This window comes from Streptomyces sp. NPDC007896 (assembly GCF_042959425.1).
Lineage (GTDB): Bacteria > Actinomycetota > Actinomycetes > Streptomycetales > Streptomycetaceae > Streptomyces.
In genome coordinates, this window is the sequence record NZ_JBIBKX010000001.1 from 1203807 (window position 1) to 1223286 (window position 19480).

Consider the following 19480-nt stretch of genomic DNA (forward strand, 5'->3'; position numbering starts at 1 on the left):
CTCCCCGAGTGCGAACGCGTCGGCAGTGGTCGCGGGGGGTTCGTTGCGGCAACTCCCCGCTCACACTGGATCGTTCGCATCGCGGGTGACCTGGACGTTAACGAGGCGGCAACTGCCGGCGCCGATCACCGTACGTGGATCTTGGAGCACCCTGCGCGCCCACGACCCCTCTCCGAACGGCCGGGACACGGTCACTCCGTGTTCATTTTCCGGGGTAGGGGACCAGTTCCCGGTCGCTGCTCCCCCGCGGCTACTTCCCCGCCTCTTCGGAGCCGACGCGGCCCAGGGGCGGTCGTTCCCGCCACAGCCGCAGCGCCACGTCGACCAGTGCGACCCGGTCGAGGGCGGGCACCTCGTCGAGCGGGTGCCAGGCCGCCATGTCGGTGGAGCCGTTCGTCTCGTGGCGCAGTTCGCCGCCGGTGACGCGGGCCTCGTAGACGATCCGTAGGGCGTGGAAGTCGTTGGGCGAGCCGAGCCGGCGCGGGTGCGAACGCAGTACGGAGTCGACGCCGAGCAGCGCGAGAGGCTCGACCGCGTAGCCCGTCTCCTCCTCGGCCTCGCGGATGACGGTGTCGTAGGGGTCCTCGCCGTGGTCCATGCCGCCGCCGGGCAGGGTCCACCGCCTGCTTCCGTCACCCGCGACCCAGCGGGCCAGCAGCATCCGCCCGTCCCGCACGCATACGGCGTAGGCCGCCACCCTCAACTGCTTCGGCATGCCCAGACGTTACGGCACGGGGGCATGGCACGTCGCCTACGGCTGGGACGGGTTGGCCGGTGAGTACTCCGGCGGCGACCAGCGGATCGGGCTGGCGGCAGGCGTCTGCACGACCTCGGTGGCGGTGAAGCCGACCGTGCGCTCCCCGTCGGCCGCGTACTCCGTGCGTGCCGTGCCCGTCAGTTGCAGCACCGTCCCCGACTCCCAGTCCAGGAAGAGCAGCCCCGCCCTCGGGTCCGTCTCCAGGTTGCCGAGGGTCAGGAACATGGAGTTGCCGGGGTAGTCGCGCCAGTGCAGTTCGTTCGGTGAAGTGACGTGGACGAAACCGGGGTTGCCGCCCCGGTGGCTGGCGTCGGCGCCGTGCGCGTGGACGGTGGCCAGGAAGAAGGTGTCGGCACACTCGACGAACCGCCGCTGCCCGGAGGAGAGTCCGGCGGACCGGCGGGGCGTGCCGGGCGGGCGCTCGACCTTCTCGTACGACTCCCTCTTCTGCAGGTACTTCGGGCAGTTGGAGAAGACCTGGTCGGCCTCGACGGCGAAGCCGCGGGGGGTCGGTCGGGCCCGTCCGTTGAGTCGCATACGGCGGCGGGTGCGCGGGTCCAGCGCGATCGTGCCGACGGAGGTGCCCGGGGTGGCGAGCGCCGGCGCCAGTGGGTCGCCCTCGCGCAGGCCACCGCCCGTGACCGAGATCTGCCGGGCACCCGTCGCCCGCACGAACCCGGGCTCGCCGGTGAGCAGCGAGGCCCACACCGCTCCGCCGGCCGGATCGGCCGCGCCCAGCACCAGCATCGGCTGGAGTTCGAGGAAGGCGGCGGCCACGGGACGGATGCCCTGTCCGACGGACCGCCCCACATGGTCGGCGGCCTCGCGCACTCCCACCCGTTCCTGTACGGCCCGTGAGCCTGAGTGGTATGTCATGACGCGCCCCGCTCTCCATAGCTCCTAGAAGAAACCGCAGGTGGGAGCGGTGGCGGACGGCACCGGGGCCCCTTCCACCCCGCTCGGCGCGTAGATCTCGAGGCGGGTGCCGTCGGGGTCGTGGAAGAAGATGCCGCCGGACGCCGAACCCTCACGGTGGGCGACCACGCCCTCGTACGCGAAGTCGACGCCGTAGTCGCGCAGGGCCGTCTCGTACTCCCTGACCCGGTCGACCGAGTCCACTTCGAGGGCGAGGTGGTGGAGGCCGGCGCGGGCCTGGTCGTACGACCCCTGCGCCTGCTGCCAGAGGGTGAGCACCGGGCGGCCGTCTCCGGCGAGCGAGCCGAGGAACGCGTACCGCCGTTCCTCCTCCTTGCCCTCGGCGATCACTCCGAAGCCGAGGAGGTCGCGGTAGAAGGCGAGCGAGCGGTCGAGGTCGGTGACGTTCAGGCCGATGTGGCCGGTGCGCAAGGTCATGACGGTCCCGTCTGTCGTTGGCCGCCCCACGGAGGAGCTAACCCTTGTCGTTGACATTAGGGGTTAGAGTGAAGGGCGTCAACCAGTGACCTACCCTTGAGCGGTTAGCACTGAAGGGAGCCCCTCATGCCCACCACCGCCGATCCCCGTCCGCTCACCGGGGAGCCGATCTCGCTCGACCTGCTCAACACCCGCTGGAACCGCGAGGGAGTGACGCAGGACCTGCTGACGGACACCGAGGGCCTGGCGGTGTGGCTGGCGGCCAACGGGCTGGACTTCCCGGCCGACGACGCCGTGCTGCTGCATGTACGGGAAGCCCGTGACGCCCTGCGCTCGGCCGTCGACGGCACCCTGGAGGAAGCCGCCGCCCGGATCGACGCCGTCCTCGCGCACGGCCGCGTCCGCGTGACGCTGACCGGACAGGGACCCGGCGAGGAGGCGGAGTTCGGCGACCCGTCCTGGGGGCCCGCCTGGCTCGCCGCCCGCGACTACCTCGGACTGCTCGCCACCGCCCCCGACCGCATCCGCCGCTGCGCCCACGACACCTGCATCCTGCATTTCTTCGACACCTCACGGAACGGCACCCGCCGCTGGTGCTCGATGGCGGCCTGCGGTAACCGCGCGAAGGCGTCCCGCCACTACGCGCGCACACGGGAGGCCTGAGCGGCCGCGAGCGGGCGACGGTCGGTCGGGGATCGGCCGACCTTGCTTGTCGATGTCCTGTCATATCGCGCTTTGACCGTCATGACGCATGGCGGAATTACGCCATGGTTCCATCCCGCCTCGGTCAACTCTCCCCAAACAACTGCCCCTTAGGTAAAGCTGAGCGGTCATCCGGGTCCACATACCGGACTGATGTGATCGTGTCCCGTGGGAACGTCGGGACCGGTCACTCCACGCTCGTTCCTTTACCTACAAGGGATGCTGATGACCGATCCTCAGCGCGCACCGATATCGGGCGCGAGACGCGTGGCCCGCATCGCCGTGGCCGCAGGCCTGGTGGCCGCGTTCTCCGCGGCCGGGCCGATACCCATGGCCTTCTCCGCGGACCACGCACCCGCCACGCCCGACCCGGGCACCAAGTCCGCGAGCGCCAAGCTCGGTTCGGACGACGCGGACCTCCTCGCCGAGGCCAAGGCCGACGGCGCCAAGAACGTCACGATGATGATCGCCACCGCTCCCGGGCAGACCGAGCAGGTCGCCCAGGAGATGGACGCGGTCAAGGGCGGCTCCGTCGGCCAGACGTACGACAAGCTCGGTTACGTCCGGGCCACCGTCCCGACCGCCAAGGCCGACGCGGCCATCGCCGCCGCCACCAAGCTGACCTCGGTGCACGGCATCGACCTGCGCCAGGACATCGCGCTCGACGACCCGACGCCGAGCGCCGACACGGTCAAGGGCGCCTCTTCGAAGGCCACGAAGACCTACGCCGCGCCCGACAAGAACACCCCCGCCGAGAACCCGTACAACCCGTCCTTCGAGACGGGCGCCGTCGACTTCGTGAAGAAGAACCCGAAGGCGGACGGCCGGGGCATCACCATCGGCATCCTCGACTCCGGTGTGGACCTGAGCCACCCGGCGCTGCAGAAGACCACCACCGGCGAGCGCAAGATCGTCGACTGGGTCACCTCGACCGACCCGATCCTCGACAACGACCTGAGCTGGCGGCCCATGGTCAGCGCGGTCTCCGGGCCCACCTTCACCTACGGCGGCCAGACCTGGACGTCCCCGGCGGGCTCGTACGAGATCAGCACGTTCCGGGAGTCCGCGACCGCGGGCGGCGACGCCGCGGGCGACGTGAACCGTGACGGCGACACCACCGACTCGTGGGGCGTCCTGTACGACCCGGCGGCCGGCACCGTCACCGTCGACGTGAACAACAACCACGACTTCAGCGACGACACCGCGATGAAGCCGTACAAGGACGGCTACCAGATCGGTCACTTCGGGACCGACAACCCGGCCACCGACGTCGTCGAGAGCCAGCCGTTCGTCGTGCAGATCCGCAAGGACGTGCCGATGGACCCCTACGGGGGCGACTGGGTCGGCAAGAAGGCCGACTTCGTCAACATCGGTCTGATCGCGAGCGAGCACGGCACGCACGTCGCCGGCATCACCTCCGCGAACGGCCTGTTCGGCGGCAAGATGAACGGCGCCGCCCCCGGCGCGAAGATCGTCTCGTCGCGCGCCTGCGTGTTCGGCCCGAGCTGCACCAACGTCGCGCTCACCGAGGGCATGATCGACCTCGTCGTCAACCACGGCGTCGACATCGTGAACATGTCCATCGGCGGCCTGCCCGCGCTGAACGACGGCAACAACGCGCGCTCCGAGCTCTACACGCGTCTCATCGACACCTACGGTGTCCAGCTGGTGATCTCCGCGGGCAACTCCGGCCCCGGCGCCAACACCATCGGCGACCCCGGCCTGGCCGACAAGGTCATCTCGGTCGGCGCGTCCATCTCCAAGGACACTTGGGCCGCCAACTACGGCTCCGTCGTGGAGAAGAAGTACGCGATGATGCCGTTCTCCTCGCGCGGTCCGCGTGAGGACGGCGGCTTCACGCCGACGCTGACCGCGCCCGGCGCCGCGATCAACACCACGCAGACCTGGCTGCCGGGCTCCCCGGTCGCCCAGGCCGGCTACTCCCTGCCGGCCGGCTACTCGATGCTCCAGGGCACCTCGATGGCCTCCCCGCAGGCCGCCGGCGCGTCCGCGCTGCTGCTGAGCGCCGCCAAGCAGAAGGGCATCGACCTGACGCCCGCCAAGCTGCGCACGGCCCTCACCTCGACCGCCGACCACATCAAGGGTGTGCAGGCGTACGAGGAGGGCGCGGGCCTCATCAACATCGTGGACGCGTGGAAGTCGATCAAGGACGACGTGACCGCCCACGACTACACCGTCAAGGCCCCGGTCGACACCGCGATCGACTACGCCCTGAAGACCCCGGGCTTCGGCACCGGCCTCTACGACCGCGAGGGCGGCCTCAAGGTCGGCGTGAAGAAGTCCTACGAGATCACCATCACGCGTACGTCCGGCCCGGACAAGGCGATCCGCCACGAGTTGCACTTCGAGAACAACGCCGGTGGCACCTTCCGGATCGTCGGCTCCGACGAGGTCAAGCTCGAACTGAACAAGCCGGTCACCGTCAAGGTCGCCGCGAAGGCCTCCTCGGCCGGCATCAAGAGCGCGATCCTCGAGGTCGACGACCCGCGGACCGAGGGTCTCGACAAGCAGATCCTGACGACGGTCGTGGTCTCCACGCCGCTCAAGTACAGCTACTCCGCGTCGAGTTCGGTGCAGCGCAACAGCACGCGGTCGTACTTCCTGACCGTGCCCGAGGGCGCGAAGGCGCTGGAGGTCGCGATCGGCGGGCTGAAGGACCTGAGCCAGACCCGGTTCATCTCCATCCACCCCTACGGTGTCCCGGTCGAGGACACCGGCACGCCGTACTGCTACAGCAACTACCCGAACACCAACGGCTGCAAGCCCGACGTGCGCTCGTACGCGGACCCGCAGCCCGGTGTCTGGGAGGTCGAGGTCGAGGCGCGCCGTACCTCGCCGCTGCTCGACAACCCGTACAAGCTGGAGGCCACCGTGCTCGGCGCGGCCTTCGACCCGGCCGTGGTGACGGTCCCCGAGGCCAAGGTCGGCACGCCGGTCACCGCCTCCTGGAAGGTGACGAACGGCTTCGCGGCGATCGACGGCACCCTGAAGGGCGGCCCGCTCGGCTCCTCGAAGACGGCCCGGCCGACCATCGCGGGCGGCGCCACCCAGACCAGCACGGTCGACGTGCCGGCCGGCGCCGCGTCGCTCGACGTCGCCATCGGCAACGTCTCGGACACGGCCGCCGACCTGGACCTGACGGTGTACGACTCCACCGGCAAGCAGGTCGCGCAGTCCGCGGACGGCGACTCGGAGGAGGCGGTCTCCATCCCCCACCCCGCCGCCGGTACGTACACCATCGAGGTCGTGGGCTACTCGGTCCCGTCGGGCTCGACCGCGTACGACTACCGTGACGTGTTCTTCTCCTCCGCGCTCGGCTCGGTCAAGGTCGACGAGTCGGCGCCGGTGAAGCTCGCCACGGGCGGTACGGCGACGGTCTCCGGCGAGGTCACCGCGGCCGCGCCGGCCCCCGAGGGACGCGAGTTCTTCGGCCGGGTCCAGCTGGTGAACGCCCGCGGCACGGCCGCCGGCCTCGGCAGCGTGAAGATCGAGAAGGTCACGCCGTAACACCTGCGTCGGTGAAGGGGCGGGCGTCCGGGAACGGGCGCCCGCCCTTTTTCACGGGCACGTGCCTTTTTCACGGGCACGTGCCTTCTTCACGGGCACGTGCCTTCTTCACGGGCACGTGAGAGTGCGGGACTCGGGCAGCGCCTTCACGATCCACGCGCGTTCGTCGGCGACGGCCTTCGCCCCCGTGGTCCAGTCGGTCGGTGTCGCCGGGTCGTCGTGGAGGGCGACGAGCACGTGCTCGCCCTCGCGCGGCCGGGGAGCCACTTCCTCGTCCAGTACGAGGACGACCTCGGCCTTCCCCTTCTCCGGCTTGTAGTAGCGGTCCACGTGGAGGGTGATCCGGTTCTCCGTGGTGCCGGGGAGCGGCTCGACGTCGGCGACCGTGCCCTCCGCGACGAGCCGGGCGCACGCGAGGTAGCCCGGTCCGCTGAGCGAAGCCCCCTCGCCCGCGCTCCCGCTGTCGGCCGCCTTGGCCCCGCTGCTGTCCGACGTGCTCATCGCGCCTCCCCCGTTGTGCGCGAGGATCCAGCCCATGCCGACGACCATCGCGGCCACAGTGGCCACGACGAGGGTGCCCACGACGAGGGCTAGGGGACGGCGCCCGCGGTTCCTGGGTGCGCCTTCGGGGCGGCGGGTGCGCTTTCTGGGCGCCCGCACCGGGACCGGCTTCGCTTCCTGCGCACGGTCCGCCAGCGCGTCCCCGATGGCCGCCAACTGCTCCCGCAGCAGTGCCACATCGGCCACCGCCGACCGGTGCTCGGCCATGAACTCCGGGTCGTCGCCGGCCCCTTCGGGCAGAGCCTCATCAGTGATCGCGGCCAACAGCGCGTCCACTCCCTCATACTCGGCCACGTCACACCACCTCGTCCTCGTGCAGGCGGGCGCGCAGGGCGCGGACCGCCGAGTGCAGCCTGCTCTTGACCGTGCCCTCCGGGATGCCGAGCTCCTCGGCGATCCCGCGCACGGACAGATCGGCGTAGAAACGCAGGACGAGGACCTGGCGCTGGGCGTCGGGCAGCTCGTCCAGGCCCTGCGCCACGGCGAGCGAGAGCACGCTGGAGTCCTCGTCACGGGCGTCCGCGGGCTGCCGCAGCGAGGCCAGCCGCTCGCCGAGCCGCTCCTGGCGCCGCTTGGCCCGGTGCCAGTCCATCGCCAGGTTCGAGGCGACGACCGCCGCCCACGCGGACACGTCACGCGGCGCCTCGTCCCCCTTCGCCGCGCGTTCCAGCAACCGCAGGCGGACCTGCTGCACCCCGTCCGGCAGGTCCGTCTGCGGTACGCCACCGAGCGCGAGCACCGCCCGCACCCGGCGTTCCTGGGCCGCGTCCAGGGGATCGTCCGCCCCCTGGGCACGGCGTGCCTTTCTGCGCAGCACTCCGCCCCTCCCCTCCCGCGTTTCCTCTACGACGCCGGTGCGGGCGGAAACGTTCGGCCGAACGCGAAGGAGTCGTACGTCACACCGGGCCGGGGCCCGCGGGGACGCCCACGCCGTACGGCTTGCGGTCCCCGGCGGCCGACGGAAGGGTTTCTTTCGGATGCCGAACGGACACCGGACGGCGGACGCGTCCCATTCCTCGGGCGGCACGGGCAAAGGATTGGACACGCGGGCACGGGTCAGACGCATGATGGAAGCGCTGGACCACGTAAAACGCACGCTAAGGGAGTCGCCGTGAGGGTCGGAATCGTCGGAGCCACCGGTCAGGTCGGCACGGTCATGCGCAGGATCCTCGTCGAGCGGAAGTTCCCGGTCGAGGAGCTGCGGCTGTTCGCCTCGGCGCGTTCGGCCGGGACGGTGCTCGACGGTGTGACGGTGGAGGACGCGGCGACGGCGGACTACTCCGGCCTGGACATCGTGCTGTTCTCCGCGGGCGGCGCGACCTCCAAGGCGCTGGCCGAGAAGGTCGCCGCGCAGGGCGCGGTCGTGATCGACAACTCCTCCGCGTGGCGCAAGGACCCGCAGGTGCCCCTGGTGGTCTCCGAGGTGAACCCGCACGCGATCGCGGACCGCCCCAAGGGCATCATCGCCAACCCGAACTGCACGACGATGGCCGCCATGCCGGTCCTGAAGCCGCTGCACGAGGAGGCGGGGCTCGAGGCACTGGTCGTCGCGACGTACCAGGCGGTGTCCGGTTCCGGCCTCGCCGGCGTGGCCGAGCTGCACGGCCAGGTACTGAAGGTCGCCGCGGACGCCGACAAGCTGACCCATGACGGCGGCGCGGTCGACTTCCCCGAGCCGGGGGTCTACAAGCGCCCCATCGCCTTCAACGTGCTCCCGCTCGCGGGGTCGATCGTCGACGACGGTCTGCACGAGACGGACGAGGAGCAGAAGCTCCGCAACGAGTCCCGCAAGATCCTGGAGATCCCCGCCCTCAAGGTCTCCGGCACCTGTGTCCGCGTCCCGGTGTTCAGCGGCCACTCCCTCCAGGTGAACGCCCGCTTCGCGCGTCCGCTGAGCGTGGAGCGCGCGACCGAGCTGCTGGCCGGCGCCCCGGGTGTCGCCCTCTCCGAGATCCCGAACCCGCTCGAGGCCGCCGGCAAGGACGCGTCCTACGTGGGCCGCATCCGCGCCGACGAGACGGCCGAGCACGGTCTCGCCCTGTTCGTCTCCAACGACAACCTCCGCAAGGGCGCCGCACTGAACGCGGTCCAGATCGCGGAGCTGGTGGCGGCGGAGCTCAAGGGCTGACAGCCCTGCCACGTGCCCCGGGGGCGGTCACCGCACGGTGATCGCCCCTTCTCACGCCCGCCGCACCTCGTAGAGGAAGCACCCGTACTCCACGGCCCGTACGTGGACGAGCGCCACCTCCGGGTCGGTGAAGGCCTCCGCGAAGGCCTCGTCAAGGGCGTCGGGGTTCTCGACCAGACGGCCGCCCAGGATGTGGCCCTCGGCGGAGTAGCGGCGGACCGTGCGGTGAGCGCCCGGGAAGGGGTAGCCGCGCAGGTCCGGGCCCGAGCAGTCGTCGGCGTGGACGAAGACCGGGCCCTGTTCGTCGTACGCGCCCGGGTCGACGCCCGTTTCGGCGGCCCAGCGGCGCAGCGGCGCGTAGGAGACGAGGGCGATCCGCTCGCCGGGTTCGCTGCGCCGTAGACAGCAGCGCAGCGGCGCACCGCCCTCCTCGTCCGCGAAGGGAACCATCGGGCGGTCCGCATCGTCAGCTGTGCGGAGATCCTTCAGGACCGCCGGATGGATGGGACGTGCCGTGTACGTCGTCGCGTTTGTCGTCGCGTACGTCGTCATGTCCGTCGTCGCGTCCGTCGTGTGCGTCGTCGTGTGCGTCGTCATGTCTCCAGGCTCGCGCGCGCGTGTGCCTGGCACCGGCGGGAAACGGACATCGCATCCGTGCAGGTCCCATGGAAGGATGGCGCAACCGTCACATAACGAGGAGATGACCGCGTGCCTGGCACAAACCTGACCCGCGAAGAGGCGCAGCAGCGGGCGAAGCTGCTCACCGTTGACTCGTACGAGATCGATCTCGACCTCTCGGGCGCGCAGGAGGGCGGCACCTACCGGTCCGTTACCACGGTGCGCTTCGACGTCGAGGAGAGCGGCTCGGAGACCTTCATCGACCTGGTGGCTCCCGCCGTTCACGAGGTGACCCTGAACGGGGACCCTCTCGAGCCCGCCGAGGTCTTCGAGGACTCGCGGATCGCGCTTCCGGGACTCCTGGAGGGCCGCAACGTCCTGCGCGTCGTGGCCGACTGCGCGTTCACCAACACCGGTGAGGGCCTGCACCGCTTCGTCGACCCCGTCGACCAGCAGGCCTACCTCTACACCCAGTTCGAGGTCCCGGACGCGCGCCGGGTTTTCGCGAGCTTCGAGCAGCCCGACCTGAAGGCCACCTTCCAGTTCACCGTGAAGGCGCCCTCCGGCTGGACCGTGATCTCCAACTCCCCGACGCCCGAGCCCAAGGACGACACCTGGGTCTTCGAGCCGACGCCGCGGATCTCCACGTACATCACCGCGCTGATCGTCGGGCCGTACCACTCCGTGCACAGCGTGTACGAGAAGGACGGACAGAGCGTGCCGCTCGGCATCTACTGTCGGCCCTCGCTCGCCGAGTTCCTCGACTCGGACGCGATCTTCGAGGTCACCCGGCAGGGCTTCGAGTGGTTCCAGGAGAAGTTCGACTACGCGTACCCGTTCAAGAAGTACGACCAGCTCTTCGTGCCGGAGTTCAACGCCGGTGCGATGGAGAACGCGGGCGCGGTGACGATCCGCGACCAGTACGTGTTCCGGTCCAAGGTGACCGACGCCGCGTACGAGGTGCGGGCCGCCACGATCCTGCACGAGCTGGCCCACATGTGGTTCGGCGACCTGGTCACCATGGAGTGGTGGAACGACCTGTGGCTGAACGAGTCGTTCGCCACCTACGCCGAGGCGGCCTGCCAGGCCTACGCCCCCCAGTCGCGCTGGCCGCACTCCTGGACGACCTTCGCCAACTCCATGAAGACGTGGGCGTACCGGCAGGACCAGCTGCCCTCCACCCACCCGATCATGGCCGAGATCAACGACCTGGACGACGTCCTCGTCAACTTCGACGGCATCACGTACGCGAAGGGGGCGAGCGTCCTGAAGCAGCTCGTCGCGTACGTCGGCATGGACGAGTTCTTCAAGGGCGTGCAGGCGTACTTCAAGCGGCACGCCTACGGCAACACGCGCCTCAGCGATCTGCTGGGCGCCCTGGAGGAGACCTCCGGGCGCGACCTGAAGACCTGGTCGGAGAAGTGGCTCCAGACCGCCGGCATCAACATCCTGCGGCCGGAGGTCGAGACCGACGCGGACGGGGCCATCACCTCCTTCGCGATCCGTCAGGAGGCTCCGGCGCTCCCGGAGGGTGCCAAGGGTGAGTCGACCCTCCGCCCGCACCGCATCGCCATCGGCCTCTACAACCTCGACGACGACAGCGGCAAGCTGGTGCGCGACGAACGCGTCGAGCTGGACGTCGACGGCGAGCTGACGGCCGTACCGGAGCTGGTCGGCAAGCGCCGCCCGGCGGTCTTCCTGCTCAACGACGACGACCTGTCGTACGCCAAGGTCCGCCTCGACGAGGACTCGCTCGCCTTCGTCACCGCGCACCTCGGCGACTTCGAGTCGTCCCTGCCCCGTGCCCTGTGCTGGGCCTCGGCCTGGGACATGACCCGCGACGGTGAGCTCGCCACCCGCGAGTACCTGTCCCTGGTCCTGTCGGGCATCGGCAAGGAGTCCGACATCGGTGTCGTGCAGTCGCTGCAGCGCCAGGTGAAGCTGGCGATCGAGCTGTACGCCGACCCGGCGGCCCGCGAGGCGCTGCTGACCCGCTGGACGGACGCGACGCTCGCGCACCTGCGCGCCGCCGAGCCCGGCAGCGACCACCAGCTCGCCTGGGCACGTGCCTTCGCGGCGACCGCTCGTACGCCGGAGCAGCTGGACCTCCTGGAGGGCCTGCTGGAGGACCGGGAGACCATCGAGGGCCTCGCCGTCGACACCGAGCTGCGCTGGGCGTTCGTCCAGCGGCTCGCGGCGGTCGGGCGCTACGACGAGGCGGAGATCGGCGCCGAGGCGGAGCGCGACAAGACGGCGGCCGGTGAGCGGCACGCGGAGACGGCCCGGGCCTCGCGTCCCACCGAGGAGGCGAAGGCGGAGGCCTGGTCCGCCGTCGTCGAGTCCGACAAGCTCCCGAACGCCGTGCAGGAGGCGGTGATCGGCGGCTTCGTGCAGACCGACCAGCGCGAACTGCTCGCCCCGTACACGGACAAGTACTTCTCCGTGGTGAAGGACATCTGGGACGCCCGTTCGCACGAGATCGCCCAGCAGATCGTGGTCGGTCTCTACCCGTCCATCCAGGTTTCCGAGGAGACCCTCGCCAAGACGGACGCGTGGCTGGCCTCGGCCGAGCCCACCCCGGCCCTGCGGCGCCTGATCTCGGAGTCGCGCTCCGGGGTCGAGCGCGCGCTGAAGGCCCAGGCGGCGGACGCGGCGGCGGCGTCCGCGTAGTCGGTCGTACGTGGGTGGGGGCTCCCGGCGTTGTGCCGGGAGCCCCCTTTCGCATGAGCGCGCGCGTGGGCGTGTGTGGGTGCGTGTGGGCGCCCGGGGTCACACCAGGGCGCGGGCGAGTGCGAGCATCGTGCGGGTCTGGAGCTCGGTCTGGTCGGCCACGGGGACCCAGCGGGCGTCGAAGGTGCTCGCCAGCTCACGGGCCCAGACCTCCACGAGGGTGTCCAGCGCGGGGGCGCCGCCCAGGGCCTGCCGCATCATGGCCGCCGCGCGCAGCGGGATGCGCCGGGCGGCGACGCCGAGCGAGACGGAGTTGCCCACGGTGGTGGCGAGTTCGGCGGAGTTCCAGGTGTCCACGACTCCGGGGCCGATGTCCATGAGCTCGCGGGCAGCGGTGAAGTGGGCGATCTCTTCGGGGGTCTGCGGTGACCTGGGCCCCAGCTCCCCGACCACCGCCTCCAGTTGTTTGGCCCGGCCGAGCAGGATCTCGCTCGCCTCCGCGACCTCGCGCCGGGGCTCGGCGACGGGCCGTGGATCGCTGACGCCCGCCACGCTCCAAAAGGGCGCCTCGACGACCGCCGACACGGTTCCGTGCCGCATCGCGTACAGCCAGGTCGCCTGTGAGGTGAAGCCGGACGGGTCCCGTTCCACGGTGGGGCTGCTGTCCGGCAGGACGAGCACGCCCGGGCTCTCGGCCAGCCATCCCATGCCGTCGAACGGCCGGTGTTCCAGGGGAATGCCGAGGTCCTCGGCGATCCGACGGTAGGCGGCCGCCGCCCCCGGCACCGCGCGAGTCAACTGCAGAAAGGATCCGCCCACTTCGACACCGTGGAGGGAGAACTGCACGACCGGGCGCAGTTCGTCGATGAGCCGTACCAGTGCCTCGGACTCCGGCATCGCCGGACGCGGGTCAGTCGCGACCGGCGGAAACTCGGGCTGCGCGGCGAAGGCGGGCCGGTAGAAGCGCCGGTAGTAACCCCGGAGGGTCGGCGAGGCCTCGGCCGCGCGTCCCTCGCCGGACCGCCCCTCGCCGGACCGCCCGGTCAGCCAGCGCCCGGCGAGGCTCGCGCCGTCGGGGTCGAGGCAGAGCAGGAAGTGCCAGGCGCAGCCGGACTCCTGGAGCAGTGCGGGCTCCCGCGCGAACCTCTCGGCCAGGGAGAGCGCGGTGACCCCGCCCACCGGTTCGTTGGCGTGCGCGCCGGCGACCGTGAGGATGTGCCGGGGGCCGTGTCCGGCCGACAGCAGCCACAGCGGCCGGCCGGCACGCGAGGTCCCGACGACACGCAACCGCAGTGCACCGGGTCGTGCCGCCACCGTCGCGTGAGCGCGTCGCAGCAGCTCACCGAGGGTGGGATACGGGGTTCCCCGCATGCCGGGCTCCGGTCAGGTGCCGTTCGCGTTGCTGTCCCCGGTGGTCTCCTTCTTGTCCAACGGGCGGATCACGATCTTGGCGGCCATGTGGCCCCCTCTCTGTGTGGGCTCTGCGGTGGCCGAGGGCCTGTCCGGCGAAACGGATCAGCCGCCGTTGCCTCCACTGCTGTCGCCCGTGGTCTCCTTCTTGTCCAACGGGCGGATCACAATCTTGGTGGGCACCCCAACTCCTCTCGCCCATACGGACGTTGAGCGTTGCGGGCGCGATCGCCGACCGCGTCTTGTCAAGGCTCGACTCGGGGGACCAGAGTGTCAAGGCATGTACCTGTAACGGGAAGGGGTCCTGGTGACGGTGCCGGTCGACACGCTCCGCAGGCCCCGGATCAAGCCCGAGCACCGGCCGTACCGCACGATCGACGGCAACGTCCGCATCGGCAGTGTCATCCACGGCATCGGCGCCGAGATCGAGGACCCGCAGGGCTGGGTCTGGACGCTGGTCGAGACGATGGACGGAACGCGGGAGCCGTCGGCGGTGGTCGGCGAGGTGCTGCGGGCGCATCCCGAACTTCCCGACCTCACGCCCGAGGACGCCCGGCAGGCGATGGCGGACCTGCTCGACGCCGGGTTCGTGGAGGACGCGGCGGCGCCCGTGCCGGTGTCCGAGCGGGAACGGCTGCGCTACAGCCGGGGTGTGCCGCTGCTGCGCTGGATGGACCTCGGCCCCCGGACGAGCCCCTGGGACGCCCAGCTCCGGCTGCGCCGGGCCCGGGTGCTGCTGGTCGGCGTCGGCGGCACGGGCGGGTACGCCGCGCAGAGCCTGGTCGCCTCCGGGGTCGGCCGTCTGCACTGCGTGGACCCGGACGTGGTGGCGCGACCGCCGCGGCCGTCGGTCGTCCTAGCCGGTCCCCCTATCCGGTGGTCCCAGCCAGTCGTCCTAGCCGGTGGTCCCAGCCAGTCGTCCTAGCCGGTGGTCCCAGCCAGTCGCCCCAGCCGGCCGTCCTAGCCCGGGAACATCCCGCCGGTGACGTTGACGAAGGTGCCGGTGATGCCGCCCGCGTGGTCGGAGGCGAGGAAGGCGGCGGTCGCGGCGATCTCGGAGAGAGTGGGGTTGCGGCGGGTCATGCGCATTCCGGCCAGGTTGGCGAGCAGGCCCTGGAGGGCGTTCTCGTCTAGGGCCATGGCGCTGTCGACCGCGGCGAGCTTCTCGCGGGTCAGCGTCTCGGGCACACCGGCCGCCCACAGGCCGACGGCCCGCACCCCGCGCGGCCCCAGTTCCATCGCCAGGTTCCGTACCAGCGTGTCGATCGCCGCGTCGGCCGGACCCGTCCCGCCCATCATCGGACTGCCGTGCGCCGAACCGCTGTTGAGCGTGAGGACCACGCCGGAGCCCCGCTCGGCCATGCGGCGGGCGGCGGCGCGGGCGGTGACGACGTTGGCGCGGATACCGGTGACGACCGGGCGTACGAAGTCGTCGACGGGCATGTCGAGCAGCGAGGCGCCCTGTACATCACCCCGGGTGACGAGGTTGAAGGAGATGTCGACGGCGTCCAGTGAGGCGATGTGCGCCTCGACCGCCGCCTCGTCGAGCGCGTCGACGACCGCCGTCCTGGCGTGGCCGCCCTCCGCCTCGATGTCCTTGGCCACCGCGTCGAGCGTCGCCGCCGTACGCCCCACGAGGTGCACGTGGGCACCCTCGCGGGCGAAGGTACGGGCGACGGCGCCGCCGATGGATCCGCCGGCGCCGTAGATGACCGCGGTCTTGTCGGTGAGCAGCATGGTGAACCTCCGTGAGGTGGGCCGAAAGAGCGGCCCGTACGAGTCGGCCGTACAAGTGGGCCGTACGAGTCGGTCATGCAGACGTACGCGCCGTCTCTCACTCATCGGTCGGCGGGCAGCCTCAGCGGCAGTCCGAACGCCGGGAAGAGATGCGGCTCGAAGGAGGTGATCTCCACGATCCGGTCGCCCTCGATACGGAGGACGTCGAGGACCTGCGCGCGGTAGACGGTCGTACCCGGGCGCCGGACGTACCCCCCTGCCGCGAGCTGCCCGTTGGCGCGGGCGGGCAGGTGGCGCCAGTGGCCGAGGAACATCGGGGAGGCGGGGTCGAGGCTGACGGACAGGAACTCCACGAGCGCCTCGCGGCCGACGAACCAGAACGGGTTCGGCGGCATGGTGAGCGTGATGTCCTCGCTGAGCAGGGTGGCGACCTCGGTGAGGTCGAGGCGTTCGGCGGCGGCCATGTAGCGCGCCAGGATCTCGCGTTCGCGGGCGTCCGCCTCCGCGGTCCAGTCGGCGCGGCGGCGGGGCAGGTGGTCGCGCAGGGTGGGCCGGGCCCGTTGCAGCGCGCTGTTGACCGAGGCGACGGTCATCTCCAGTGCCGCGGCGGTCTCCGCGGCGGCCAGCCCCAGGACGTCGCGCAGGACGAGGACGGCGCGCTGGCGGGGCGGCAGATGCTGGATCGCGGCGAGGAAGACGAGCTCCATGGTCTCCCGGGAGACGGCGAGCGCGTCGGGCTGCTCTTCGGTGGAGGGCAGGTCGTCGTCGGGGTAGGGCTGGAGCCAGGTGATGCGGGCCGGGGGCTCGGCACCGCCGTGGTTCATCCCGGGCAGCGGCTCGTACCGCTGCGGGCGGCGCGCCGTGCGTCGCTGGAAGTCCAGGCAGGCGTTGGTGGCGATCCGGTACAGCCACGTCCGTACGCTCGCCCGCCCCGCGTACCCGTCCCGGGCCCGCCAGGCCCGCAGGAACGTCTCCTGCACGAGGTCCTCGGCATCGTCGTACGAGCCCGACATCCGGTAGCAGTGCACGCGCAGTTCGCGCCGGTAGGACTCGACGAGCGCGGCGAAGTCGCTCTCCGCGAGGGCCACTTCCGTAACGGGACCGGCCGTGACGAGATCCGCCGCGCCGGGCCCACGGTTCCCTTCCCCCTCGCATCTGTCGTCCTCGCTCCTGTCGTCCTTCTCGTTTCCGTCGTCCTTCTCGTTTCCGTCGTCCTTCTCGTTTCCGTCGTCCTTCTCGTTTCCGTCGTCCTTCGCCGTGTCGCGGGCCATCCGGGCGATGCGCCGCAACCGCCCCACGGAGGTGGCCAGCTCGCTCACCCCGGAGTAGAAGACGGCGGGCGGCGCCGGGACCAGCTCACGGACCTGCCGCCCGACCTCCTCGATGAGCCCCTGGGCGGTGTCCGAGGGCGCCGCCCGCCGCTCCCGGTACGCCCTCTGCCGACAGGCGGCCGAGCAGTACACGGAACTCCGCCCCTTGCGCCCGGTCCGCCCGGCCAGCGGCTTCCCGCAGCCAAGACACACGACGTCGACCACAGGAACCTCCGGGAATCCGGGAATTACGTCACGCGCGGACGACGTGACGTTATCGCCGCTCCCCCAGCCCCGCAGCCGCCTCCCGCAAAGCCTCCAGCACCCGCCCCACCGCCGCGCCGCCGGTGGCCGCCCGCACCGGGCGGCGCCGTGCGTGCGTGTGCGCGTGCGTGTCCGGTCCAGGACAACCACGTATGTCCCTTGCCTCTCGGTGGTCGTGGGTCGACCGGGGACCGCGTCCCCGCGGCCCGGCTACCGTCGCAAAGCGGGAACCGTCACGTCCATCGACTCTTTTCGACCATTCCTTTCAGAGAAACTGAACGATCCAGCGGCGGGAGCCGACGGCCGCCCGCCACGCGGCCCGATCTGACCGAACACCGTCGCCCCGAACGCCAGCACCATCCCCGCCACCTGCACCGGCGTCAGCGCCTGCCCCAGCGCCGCCCAGCCGATGACGGCCGCGGTCAGCGGCGACAGCGGGCCGAGGAAGGTGACCTGGGTGGCGCTGAGCCGGCCGATGCCCCGGAACCAGAGCCAGTACGCCACCGCCGTGTTCGCCAGCGCGAGGTAGAGGTATCCGCCGACCGCCCGGCCGTCCAGCGCGGGCGGCGCGCCCTCGACGAGGAGGGCGACCGGGGCGATCAGCAACCCGCCCGCTGTCAACTGCCAGGCGGTGAGCGCCAACGGACCGACCCCGTCCGGCCGGCCCCAGCGCTTGGTGAGCACCGTGCCGGTGGACATCGACGCGGTCGCGGCGAGCGCCGCGAGGACCCCCACCGCATCCAGCGCGCCGGCCGCCTTCAGTACGACGAGGCTGACACCGAGGGCCGCGGCGATGCCGGCGAGGAGCGTCCGCAGGGTCGGGCGGTCGCCGAGCAGCAGCGCCGCGAGACCCGCGACGAACAGCGGCCCGACCGAGCCGACGACTGCCGCCATGCCGCCGGGCAGCCGGTACGCGGAGAGGAACAGCAGCGGGAAGAAGGCGCCGATGTTCAGCGCGCCCAGCACCGCTGCCTTCCCCCACCAGGCGCCGCGCGGCAGCACCCGGGCCAGCGCGAGGAGCAGCAGCCCGGCGGGCAGAGCTCGCGTCACCGCGGTGAACAGGGGCCGGTCGGCCGGGAGGAACTCCGTGGTGACGGCGTAGGTGCTGCCCCAGGAGATGGGGGCCAGCGCGGTCAGGGCTATGAGGGCGGGACGGTTCGCGTTCGCGGCCATGGAGGCACCCGATTCCAAAGTAGGTCAGTAGAAAGTAGCTTATCCCTAAGAGACTTTCTCGTCATCTACTTCCTGGCAATCCACTTCCCTGTCATCTACTTTCTCGTCATCTACTTTCTTGCGGGCGATCGACCCCTCGGCGGATACTCGCCCCCATGAAGACGCCCCAGGACCCTGTCGACGCGATCATCGAGCAGTGGGCCACCGTCCGGCCGGACCTCGACACCGCCGCGATGGAGGTCTTCGGTCGCGTCTTCCGGCTCGCCCGCACGATGGGCGACCGGATGGAGAAGGCGTACACACCCTTCGGGATCTCGCGCGGGGAGTTCGACGTGCTCGCGACCCTGCGCCGCTCGGACGCCCCGTACACCCTCTCGCCCCGGCAGCTCTCGGCGACGCTCATGCTCACCACCGGCGGAATGACCGGGCGCCTGGACAAGCTGGAACGCGCGGGGCTGCTACGACGCTCCCCCGACCCGCATGACCGGCGCGGGCTCCAGGTGACGCTCACGGACAAGGGGCTCCGGCTCATCGACGAGGCCGTCGGCGCGGGGCTCGCCGTCCAGACGGAGGCCCTGGCCCACCTCGACGAGGGACGAGCCGGTCAACTGGCGGACCTGTTGCGCGAGTTGCTGACGGGCACCGGCGCCTAGATCCCCGGCCAGGCCCGGCTCGGACCGGCTCGGCTCGGACCGGCTCGGCTCGGCTCGGCTCGGAGGCCCTCAGCCGGCCGCGGCGACCCGGGTCGACCTGACGCGTATCACGGCGAGCCGGCCCAGGACCTGAGCCAGTGCCATCAGCAGCAGCGCGGCGGTCCAGGCGTCGGAGCCGGTGATCAGGTTGTCCTGACTGAACCGCGCCACGCTCCCGGAACCGCCATGAGTGGCCCAGTACTCGAATCCGGCGCGCGAGGCCATGCCGACGATCCATACGAGTGCGGCGAGTGCCCCGGCACGGGCGAACGCGATCCCGTCCGAGGCGCGGCTCAGCCGGGTGGACGCGCCGCAGGCGATGCCCAGGACCGCGCCGGCGAGGACACCGGCGACGTCGAGCCTGAGGTCGTGTCCCTGGGTCGGGAAGGACTTGAGGTAGTAGGCGGCCGCGGCGGCGACGGCCACGAGCGGCAGCAGCGTGTTGTGCAGCGTCTGCCGGACGCCTCGGATCTGCGGGATCACGAGGAGGATGAGGGTCGCGGAGATCGCGTAATCGGTCGTCGTCATGCCCATGAGCTTGCGCTTCACGACGCGGAACCACCTCGGCTCCAGGGTG

The 19480-nt window shown here is 71.1% G+C and carries 16 protein-coding genes and 1 pseudogene; 6 read left to right on the forward strand and 11 right to left on the reverse strand.

Annotated features, from left to right (window positions below; genetic code table 11):
• Positions 1-250 precede the first annotated feature (250 nt).
• Genes ACFZDJ_RS05435 through ACFZDJ_RS05445 form a run of 3 tightly spaced genes read right to left on the reverse strand, consistent with a single transcriptional unit; the run spans position 251 to position 2110 of the window.
• Entirely contained in the window at positions 251-715 is a 465-nt protein-coding gene (locus ACFZDJ_RS05435; RefSeq protein WP_390927274.1) for an NUDIX domain-containing protein, read from the reverse strand.
• A 36-nt stretch (positions 716-751) separates the two neighbouring features.
• Positions 752-1633, reverse strand: coding sequence for a pyridoxamine 5'-phosphate oxidase family protein (locus tag ACFZDJ_RS05440; RefSeq protein WP_391056246.1), 882 nt, complete (start codon positions 1631-1633; stop codon positions 752-754).
• Positions 1634-1657: 24 nt separating this feature from the next.
• Entirely contained in the window at positions 1658-2110 is a 453-nt protein-coding gene (locus tag ACFZDJ_RS05445) for a VOC family protein (RefSeq protein WP_391056248.1), read from the reverse strand.
• Positions 2111-2236: 126 nt separating this feature from the next.
• On the opposite strand from ACFZDJ_RS05445, the gene ACFZDJ_RS05450 reads away from it, so the two are divergent.
• Entirely contained in the window at positions 2237-2773 is a 537-nt protein-coding gene (locus ACFZDJ_RS05450; protein ID WP_390927269.1) for a CGNR zinc finger domain-containing protein, read from the forward strand.
• Positions 2774-3037: 264 nt separating this feature from the next.
• Positions 3038-6340, forward strand: coding sequence for a S8 family serine peptidase (locus ACFZDJ_RS05455; protein ID WP_391056250.1), 3303 nt, complete (start codon positions 3038-3040; stop codon positions 6338-6340).
• Positions 6341-6448: 108 nt separating this feature from the next.
• Here the strand turns inward: ACFZDJ_RS05455 and ACFZDJ_RS05460 are convergent, their stop codons facing one another.
• Both ACFZDJ_RS05460 and ACFZDJ_RS05465 read right to left on the reverse strand, forming a co-directional pair.
• Positions 6449-7195: a hypothetical protein gene (locus ACFZDJ_RS05460; RefSeq protein WP_390927266.1), complete on the reverse strand. Its 747-nt coding sequence runs from the start codon at positions 7193-7195 to the stop codon at positions 6449-6451.
• Position 7196: 1 nt separating this feature from the next.
• A complete protein-coding gene (locus ACFZDJ_RS05465) occupies positions 7197-7718 on the reverse strand; it encodes a sigma-70 family RNA polymerase sigma factor (RefSeq protein WP_384905703.1) in 522 nt (173 codons plus the stop codon).
• A 294-nt stretch (positions 7719-8012) separates the two neighbouring features.
• On the opposite strand from ACFZDJ_RS05465, the gene ACFZDJ_RS05470 reads away from it, so the two are divergent.
• Complete coding sequence (locus tag ACFZDJ_RS05470; protein ID WP_384905704.1) at positions 8013-9029, forward strand: aspartate-semialdehyde dehydrogenase; 1017 nt, start codon at positions 8013-8015, stop codon at positions 9027-9029.
• Positions 9030-9080: 51 nt separating this feature from the next.
• On the opposite strand, the gene ACFZDJ_RS05475 is transcribed toward ACFZDJ_RS05470, so the two are convergent.
• On the reverse strand, positions 9081-9581 hold the full coding sequence (locus ACFZDJ_RS05475; RefSeq protein ID WP_391056852.1) for a DUF1203 domain-containing protein: 501 nt from the start codon (positions 9579-9581) through the stop codon (positions 9081-9083).
• 156 nt (positions 9582-9737) lie between these two features.
• Here ACFZDJ_RS05475 and pepN point away from each other — a divergent pair, with 156 nt between their 5' ends.
• Complete coding sequence (pepN, locus tag ACFZDJ_RS05480; RefSeq protein ID WP_391056253.1) at positions 9738-12317, forward strand: aminopeptidase N; 2580 nt, start codon at positions 9738-9740, stop codon at positions 12315-12317.
• Between the two features lie 99 nt (positions 12318-12416).
• Here pepN and ACFZDJ_RS05485 read toward each other — a convergent pair whose 3' ends face one another.
• On the reverse strand, positions 12417-13688 hold the full coding sequence (locus ACFZDJ_RS05485; RefSeq protein WP_390927261.1) for a M14 family zinc carboxypeptidase: 1272 nt from the start codon (positions 13686-13688) through the stop codon (positions 12417-12419).
• Between the two features lie 382 nt (positions 13689-14070).
• Between ACFZDJ_RS05485 and ACFZDJ_RS05490 the strand changes: the two are divergent.
• Positions 14071-14556 (forward strand): annotated as a pseudogene (locus ACFZDJ_RS05490) (ThiF family adenylyltransferase); the annotation flags it as partial.
• A 131-nt stretch (positions 14557-14687) separates the two neighbouring features.
• Here ACFZDJ_RS05490 and ACFZDJ_RS05495 read toward each other — a convergent pair.
• From ACFZDJ_RS05495 to ACFZDJ_RS05505, 3 genes are all read right to left on the reverse strand, one after another.
• Positions 14688-15464 (reverse strand): SDR family oxidoreductase, encoded by a 777-nt coding sequence (locus tag ACFZDJ_RS05495; protein WP_391056256.1) that lies wholly within the window; start codon positions 15462-15464, stop codon positions 14688-14690.
• A 101-nt stretch (positions 15465-15565) separates the two neighbouring features.
• Positions 15566-16999 carry an RNA polymerase subunit sigma-70 gene (locus tag ACFZDJ_RS05500; RefSeq protein WP_391056259.1) on the reverse strand — a complete coding sequence of 478 codons (1434 nt, stop codon included), beginning with the start codon at positions 16997-16999 and terminating at the stop codon, positions 15566-15568.
• 249 nt (positions 17000-17248) lie between these two features.
• Positions 17249-18211, reverse strand: a complete 963-nt coding sequence (locus ACFZDJ_RS05505; protein WP_391056261.1) for an EamA family transporter — start codon at positions 18209-18211, stop codon at positions 17249-17251.
• Between the two features lie 155 nt (positions 18212-18366).
• Between ACFZDJ_RS05505 and ACFZDJ_RS05510 the strand changes: the two genes are divergently transcribed.
• On the forward strand, positions 18367-18864 hold the full coding sequence (locus ACFZDJ_RS05510; RefSeq protein ID WP_168508706.1) for a MarR family winged helix-turn-helix transcriptional regulator: 498 nt from the start codon (positions 18367-18369) through the stop codon (positions 18862-18864).
• Between the two features lie 69 nt (positions 18865-18933).
• Here the strand turns inward: ACFZDJ_RS05510 and ACFZDJ_RS05515 are convergent, their stop codons facing one another.
• Positions 18934-19431 (reverse strand): hypothetical protein, encoded by a 498-nt coding sequence (locus ACFZDJ_RS05515; protein WP_391056263.1) that lies wholly within the window; start codon positions 19429-19431, stop codon positions 18934-18936.
• Between the last annotated feature and the right edge of the window lie 49 nt (positions 19432-19480).